Source organism: Rhodococcus sp. EPR-134 (assembly GCF_001647205.1).
Taxonomy (GTDB): domain Bacteria; phylum Actinomycetota; class Actinomycetes; order Mycobacteriales; family Mycobacteriaceae; genus Rhodococcus_F; species Rhodococcus_F qingshengii.
Map to the genome: position 1 here is coordinate 1 of NZ_LVCT01000783.1, position 512 is coordinate 512.

The following is a 512-nucleotide window of genomic DNA, read 5'->3' on the forward strand; positions in this document are numbered from 1 at the left end:
AGAGCGTGTCTCATGTGGGTGAAGTGACGTGTGGGACATAATACGGTTCGTGGTGGATGATTTGTCTTTGCGTTTGGTGCCGGATGCCTTGTGGGAGATGGTCGAACCGCTGGTTCCACAGTTCGCCGTCCGGCCGCAGGGCGGTGGCAGCGCACCGGTCGACGATCGCGCGGTCTTCACCGCGATCGTGTTCGTGCTGACGAGCGGATGCGCGTGGCGACATCTGCCACCCTCCTTCGGAGTGACAGTCCCGACGGCGCACCGCCGGTTCACCACCTGGGTCGAATCCGGACTATTCGAGCGACTCCACCAGCAAGTACTCGACCACCTCGGCAGTGCCGGTGAACTCGACTGGTCGGCGGCGATCCTGGACGCGGCAAGTGTCCGGGCAAAAAGGGGGGATCACTGACCGGTCCGAGTCCGGTCGACCGCGGCAAGAAAGGATCGAAAATCCATGTCTTGTCCGACGCGAATGGAATCCCGCTGGTCGTGGATGTTTCCGGAGCGAATAC

Annotated in this window: 1 pseudogene; it reads left to right on the forward strand. The window is 61.9% G+C overall.

Annotation, left to right across the window (positions count from 1 at the left end):
- Nucleotides 1–76: 76 nt before the first annotated feature.
- Nucleotides 77–512: pseudogene (locus A2J01_RS33375) on the forward strand (IS5 family transposase); the annotation flags it as partial.